The sequence below is a fragment of the Streptomyces sp. NPDC006624 genome (genome assembly GCF_040611555.1).
Taxonomy (GTDB): Bacteria; Actinomycetota; Actinomycetes; order Streptomycetales; family Streptomycetaceae; genus Streptomyces.
In genome coordinates this window covers 91513-97542 of the sequence record NZ_JBEXOM010000025.1, presented here as the reverse complement: position 1 = coordinate 97542, position 6030 = coordinate 91513, and the positions used below count along the sequence as shown (strand labels likewise).

At 71.2% G+C, this 6030-nt stretch carries 7 protein-coding genes and 1 rRNA gene; all 8 read left to right on the top strand.

The window, feature by feature from the left end:
* Nucleotides 1-85, top strand: a 5S ribosomal RNA gene (rrf, locus tag ABZY20_RS32740); the annotation flags it as partial.
* 61 nt (nt 86-146) lie between these two features.
* Nucleotides 147-791: an HAD family hydrolase gene (locus ABZY20_RS32735; RefSeq protein ID WP_356446409.1), complete on the top strand. Its 645-nt coding sequence runs from the start codon at nt 147-149 to the stop codon at nt 789-791.
* A gap of 111 nt (nt 792-902) precedes the next feature.
* Entirely contained in the window at nt 903-2123 is a 1221-nt protein-coding gene (locus tag ABZY20_RS32730; protein WP_356446407.1) for an MFS transporter, read from the top strand.
* Complete coding sequence (locus ABZY20_RS32725) at nt 2074-3246, top strand: acetoin utilization protein AcuC (protein ID WP_356446405.1); 1173 nt, start codon at nt 2074-2076, stop codon at nt 3244-3246. The genes ABZY20_RS32730 and ABZY20_RS32725 overlap by 50 nt, the downstream gene beginning before the upstream one ends.
* Nucleotides 3247-3336: 90 nt before the next feature.
* The gene (locus ABZY20_RS32720) at nt 3337-4152 is read left to right on the top strand and encodes a phosphatase (RefSeq protein WP_356446403.1); all 816 of its coding nucleotides are present in this window, start codon (nt 3337-3339) and stop codon (nt 4150-4152) included.
* 129 nt (nt 4153-4281) lie between these two features.
* Nucleotides 4282-4494, top strand: a complete 213-nt coding sequence (locus tag ABZY20_RS32715; RefSeq protein WP_004984898.1) for a helix-turn-helix domain-containing protein — start codon at nt 4282-4284, stop codon at nt 4492-4494.
* A 155-nt stretch (nt 4495-4649) separates the two neighbouring features.
* The gene (locus ABZY20_RS32710; protein ID WP_003948845.1) at nt 4650-4748 is read left to right on the top strand and encodes an AURKAIP1/COX24 domain-containing protein; all 99 of its coding nucleotides are present in this window, start codon (nt 4650-4652) and stop codon (nt 4746-4748) included.
* 218 nt (nt 4749-4966) lie between these two features.
* Complete coding sequence (locus ABZY20_RS32705) at nt 4967-6028, top strand: NAD-dependent epimerase/dehydratase family protein (RefSeq protein WP_356446401.1); 1062 nt, start codon at nt 4967-4969, stop codon at nt 6026-6028.
* Nucleotides 6029-6030 lie beyond the last annotated feature (2 nt).

Here is a 6030-nt window from a genome sequence, read left to right as displayed (position 1 = left end):
TTACATTCCGAACCCGGAAGCTAAGCCTTACAGCGCCGATGGTACTGCAGGGGGGACCCTGTGGGAGAGTAGGACGCCGCCGAACAATTATTGGGGAAACCCCCGCATCTTCTGATGCGGGGGTTTTCTGCGTTTAGGCTCGGAGTATGCGCCATGACCTCGTGATCTTCGACAATGACGGTGTCCTCGTCGACAGCGAGCCGATTTCCAACCGGCTCCTGGCGGCCTATCTCACCGAACTCGGGCACCCCACGTCCTACGAGGACTCCCTGCGCGACTACATGGGCGCCGCCATGCACCGCGTACACGACCTGATCGCGGAGCGGACCGGGCGGCGGCTGCCCGAGGACTTCGACGACGTCTTCCACGGCCGGGTCTTCGCCGCCTTCGCACAGGAGCTGCGGCCGGTACCGGGTGCCGAGGAGGTGCTGCAGAAGCTCGCCGCGGACGACGTGCCCTACTGCGTGGCGTCGTCCGGGAGCCATGAGCGGATCCGGGTGGGGCACCGGACGACCGGGCTCGACCGGTGGTTCGACGACGGGCGGATCTTCAGCTCGCAGGACGTCGGGCGCGGGAAGCCGGCTCCCGATCTGTTCCTGTACGCCGCCGAGCGGATGGGCGTCGCACCGGAGCGGTGCGTCGTCGTCGAGGACAGTCCGCTGGGGGTGCGGGCGGCCGTCGCGGCCGGGATGGACGTGTACGGGTTCACCGCGATGACGCCGGCCGGGAGGCTGTCCGGTGCCACGCGGCTCTTCTCCGACATGCGGGAGCTGCCCGACCTGCTGGCGTGATCCATGAAGTGATCCACTGATCCACCCGGGGCACCCGCCTGTGAGAGCTGAGAAGAATTCATCTTTGGCTGGATCTACCCACGGGTAGGCCCGAGCCCTACGCTCGCCGCCATGACTGATGTGCTGCGGCGCGGCAGGGGCTCGCTGGCGTTCGGTTTCCTCGTGCAGGGGGTCGCCTTCGCTCTGCTCGTGACGCGGATCCCGGCCATCCAGGACCGGTACGGGGTGTCCGACGCCCTGCTGCCGGCGTTCCTGGCCGCCGTGCCGATCCTCGCCGGCATCGGGAGCGTGAGCACCGAGCGGCTGGTGAAGCGGGTGCCGCCGAGCCGGCTGCTGCGCTGGTCGCAGCCCGTGGTGCTGCTGGCGCTGCTCGGCGTCGGGGCCGGGGAGCGGATGGTGGAGCTCGCCGTCGCGCTCGCCGCCTTCGGGCTGGCCGTCGGGATGCTGGACGCGTCGATGAACATGCTCGGGGTGAGCCTGCAACGGGCGTACGGCCGCAGCATCATGCTCGGTTTCCACGCGGCCTACAGCCTGGGCGGGATCCTCGGGGCCTCGCTGGGGTGGGCGGGGGCGCACTGGGATCTGGCGTTGTGGGTGTCGTACCTGCCGGTCGTGGCGGTGCTGCTGCCGGCCGTGCTGGTGGGCAGCCGGTGGTACGTCGACGACCGGGGGGCGGCGACCGGGGCGGAGGAGAAGGCCGCGGGGGAGGGCCAGGTCGTCGTCTTCAGGTGGCTGCTGCCGCTGTGCCTGGTGATGACGGTGGCGTACATCGGGGACTCGACGGTCTCCAACTGGAGCGCGAAGTACCTGCAGGACGTGCTGGGCAGCTCGGAGCAGCTGGCGACGGTGCCGTACAACGTGTACATGGTCACGACGCTGCTGGGGCGGACCGTCGGGGACCTCGGGGTGCGGCGGTTCGGGGCCGTGGCGGTCGTGCGGGCGGGTGCGCTGCTGGCGGCCGGCGGGTTCGCGGTGGTGGCGGCGGCGCCCGGGGCGTGGGTCGGGATGCTGGGGTTCACCCTGCTGGGGCTGGGGTTGTGCGTGCTGGTGCCGCAGACCTTCGCGGCTGCCGGCCGGCTCTTCCCGGGGGCTTCGGACGCGGCCGTGGCGCGGCTGAACGTCTTCAACTACGTGGGGTTCCTGATCGGTTCGCCGTTGGTGGGTGCGCTCGGCGATCTGTGGAGCTACCGCGGCGCGATGCTCGTGCCGATGGTGTTGGTGCTGGTGACGCTGGTGTACGCCCGGTCGTTCGCGGCTCAACCGGACCGATACGGTGGCGGGCATGAGCGGCCGCGCACAGCTGATGTGGGACGAGGCAGTAACGGGCTATGACTTCGGTCCGGGGCATCCGATGGACCCCGTCCGGCTCGCCCTGACCCGGAGCCTGGTCGGCGCCTTCGGGCTGGACCGGGAGATGGACGTGGTCGCCGCGAAGGCGGCCGGGGAGTCGACGCTGCGGCTCGTGCACCGGGAGGACTACATCGAGGCCGTGAAGGCCGCGTCGGCGGACCCGGGGGCGGCGGACCAGTCGTACGGGCTCGGGACGATGGACGATCCGGCGTTCCCGGGGATGCACGAGGTGTCGTCGCTGATCGCCGGGCAGTCGGTGGGGGCGGCGGAGGCCGTGTGGCGGGGTGAGGCGCTGCACGCGGTGAACTTCGCGGGCGGGCTCCACCACGCGATGCCGGGCGGCGCGTCCGGGTTCTGCATCTACAACGACGCCTCGCTGGCCATCGCCCGGCTGCTGGAGCTGGGGGCGGAGCGGATCGCGTACGTGGACGTCGACGTGCACCACGGCGACGGTGTGCAGGCGGCGTTCTGGGACGACCCGCGGGTGCTGACGATCTCGCTGCACGAGCACCCCCGCACGCTGTTCCCGCAGACGGGATGGCCGCAGGAGACCGGGGCGGAGTCGGCGGAGGGCTCGGCGGTGAACGTGGCGCTGCCGGCCGGGACCGGGGACGCCGGGTGGCTGCGGGCGTTCCACGCGGTGGTGCCGGAGCTGATCGCGGACTTCCGGCCGCAGGTGCTGGTGACGCAGCACGGGGCCGACACCCACTTCGAGGATCCGCTGGCGCATCTCGCGGTCTCGCTGGACGCGCAGCGGGCGGTGCAGGCGGCCTGTCACGACCTGGCGCACGCGCACGCCGACGGGCGGTGGGTGGCCCTGGGCGGGGGCGGCTACGCGGTCGTGGACGTCGTGCCGCGGTCGTGGACGCATCTGACCGCGATCGCCGCGGGGAAGGCCGTGGCGCCGGAGACGGTGATCCCGGAGGCGTGGCGGCAGGAAGTGTTCGCGAGGACCCGGCAGTTGGCGCCGGGGCGGATGACGGACGGGCGATGGCCCGTGGAGTGGGCCTCCTGGGAGGACGGCTACGACCCCGCGGACCGGCTGGACCAGGCGGTGCTGGCGGCCCGGCGGGCGGTGTTCCCGCTGCGGGGGCTGCTGGCGTGACGCGCCGCGGGTGAGGGCGCCCTACGCCGACCGTGCGGTGTTCCGCGGGTTCGGGGGACAGGCGCGGGCCCGGTCGCGGACGATCTCCTCGTGCTGACCCCCGAAGCCCTGCGCGCGCACCTGGTGGGCGCGCGGCTCGCCGGTACCGTGGCCACCTCGCGCGAGGAGAGCCTGCGGAGCTACCGGCTCTTCGCCGCGCGGGACCCGCGGGTGCTGCTCGGGATCGATCCGGAGGGTGCCTGGGGGCAGCGGGACGTGATCGAGCTGATGGCGGACCGGTGCGGGGTTTCGGCCGATTTCCGGGGGAATTCCGGCCAGGATGTGATCGACCCGGAGCGTACGCTGGCCGCGCTGGACGCCTTCGCGGACCGTCTGGCCGATGCCGCCCGGCGGGCCGCGCCCGTGCTGCTCGGCACCGGTCACCCGCACCGGCTGCTCGGCTTCTACGCCGCTCTGGCAGACGCCCTGTCGGCGGCGGGATGTGCCGTCCTCACCCCCGCGCAGGGTCGCTGTGTCGACATAACGACCCGGTTCGGCCTACGCACGTACAACCTCGACTACGTACGAGGAGTCGCGCTGGTGCGGCCCCCCGGGGCGGAACGCCCCGGTTGTGAGCCCGGCGCACATACGCACTCACCCCTCCCGGTTCGTACCGTGCTGGCCGCTGCCGCGGAGGCCGGCGGGCCGCTGCCCGAGCTGGTGATCGGGGACCACGGGTGGGTCTGCGGAGCAGGTCAGCTGGGGTTCGAGACCATCGGGCCGGCCGATACGGACGACCCGGCGCTGTTCGTGGGTGAGGCCGAGGGGTCCGTGTCCGTCGTCGTTCCACTTGATGACGGCGTGCGGTCTGATTACTACCTGCCGCTGACCCGCTACGTACTCAATCGGGCGTGTCTGTCACAGTAGGCCGCCGATGGGTGCACCTCTTCCCCACTCGCATCACCCGCCCCTACATTGGGGAGTGAGCACGCAGCGACGAAGAGTCACCGGAAGGGGAAGCCGGTGGCCGTCGAGTGCGGAAGGTTCAGGTGTGTCATGGCTGCAGCTGGCGAAAGGCCTCTGAACGAGGTTCAGTTCCTTACCGTGGCGGAAGTCGCCTCGGTGATGCGAGTGTCGAAGATGACCGTGTACCGGCTGGTGCACAGCGGTCATCTGCCCGCGATCCGTGTGGGGCGGTCCTTCCGCGTCCCGGAGCAAGCGGTTCACGAGTACCTCCGCGAGAGTTACGTGGGGGTGGAAACCGCCTGACGGCTGGGCCGGGGTGATCTCCACAGGGCACTTCGGGATCGCCCCGGCCCCTCGATTACGACCTCAGCGCTCGGTTGGGTAGGCTGGCCCCTCGTAGGTCGTATGGGCCCATGGCGCCCAAACACCGAGTGATGAGAAGTGAGCGAGGGTAAGTCGTGGGCTCTGTTATCAAGAAGCGGCGCAAGCGGATGGCGAAGAAGAAGCACCGCAAGCTGCTCAAGCGCACGCGCGTTCAGCGTCGCAACAAGAAGTAGGTTCGCGACGCGGACCGCGTGAGAGCGTTGCTGTGGCCCCCCACCGACCGGTGGGGGGCCACAGCCGTATCCGCCCTCCGGTCGTTGCGGCTCGTACGTCCGGCTTGCTTCGGTCGCCTCGCGCATCGCGCGGTCCTCACAGCGCAACGCCGACCCGCTAAGTTGGCCCCACAGGGGAACGCGGCGGGACAAGAGGTTTCTGAAGGAAGGCGCTGATCTTGGGCAAGGTCGTGCTCGTCACCGGAGTGGCCCGCCAGCTGGGGGGCCGGTTCGTCCGGCGGATCCAGCGTGACCCCGACGTGGACCGGGTCGTCGCCGTGGACGCGGTGCCGCCCGAGCACCATCTGGGCGGGGCCGACTTCGTCCAGGCCGACATCCGCCAGCCCGGGATCGCGCGGGTGCTGGCCGAGACGGGCGCCGACACGATCGTCCACCTCGACGTGACGGGCACACCGCTGGGCAGCGGCAACCGGGCGTCCCTGAAGGAGACCAACGTCATCGGCACCATGCAGCTGCTCGGTGCCTGCCAGAAGTCCCCGACCGTGCAGCGGCTGGTCGTGAAGTCCAGCACCAACGTCTACGGTTCCGCGCCGCGCGATCCGGCCGTCTTCACCGAGACGACCCCGCCCAAGTCCCTGCCCAGCGGCGGCTTCGCCAAGGACACCGTCGAGGTCGAGGGCTACGTCCGCGGCTTCGCGCGCCGGCGGCCGGACGTGGCGGTGTGCGTGCTGCGCTTCGCCAACATCCTCGGCCCGAGCGCCGACACCCCGCTCGCCTCGTACTTCGCGCTGCCCGTGCTGCCGACCGTGTTCGGCTACGACCCCCGGCTGCAGTTCGTGCACGAGGACGACGTGATCGAGGTGCTGCGGCTCGGCTCGCACGAACCCCGGCGGGGCACGCTCAACAGCGGCACGTTCAACATCGCCGGCGACGGCGTCCTGCTGCTCTCCCAGTGCTCCCGCCGCCTCGGGCGCCCCACGGTGCCCCTGCTGCTTCCCGCCGTCGTCTGGGCGGGCTCGCTGGTGCGTACGCTGGGCATGACGGACTTCTCGCCCGAGCAGATCCGGCTGCTCACCCACGGCCGGGTGGTGTCCACGGGCCAGATGCGCGAGACGCTGGGATTCGAGCCCAAGTACACGACCGCGGAGACGTTCGCGGACTTCGCCCGCAGCCGAGGCCCCGGACTCCTCCCGCCCGAGGCCGTCGCGGCGGCCGTCGACCGGATCGCCGCGCTGCCCCTGGCGGGCGGCGGTCAGAGCCCGACGCAGAGCGCCAACTGAGG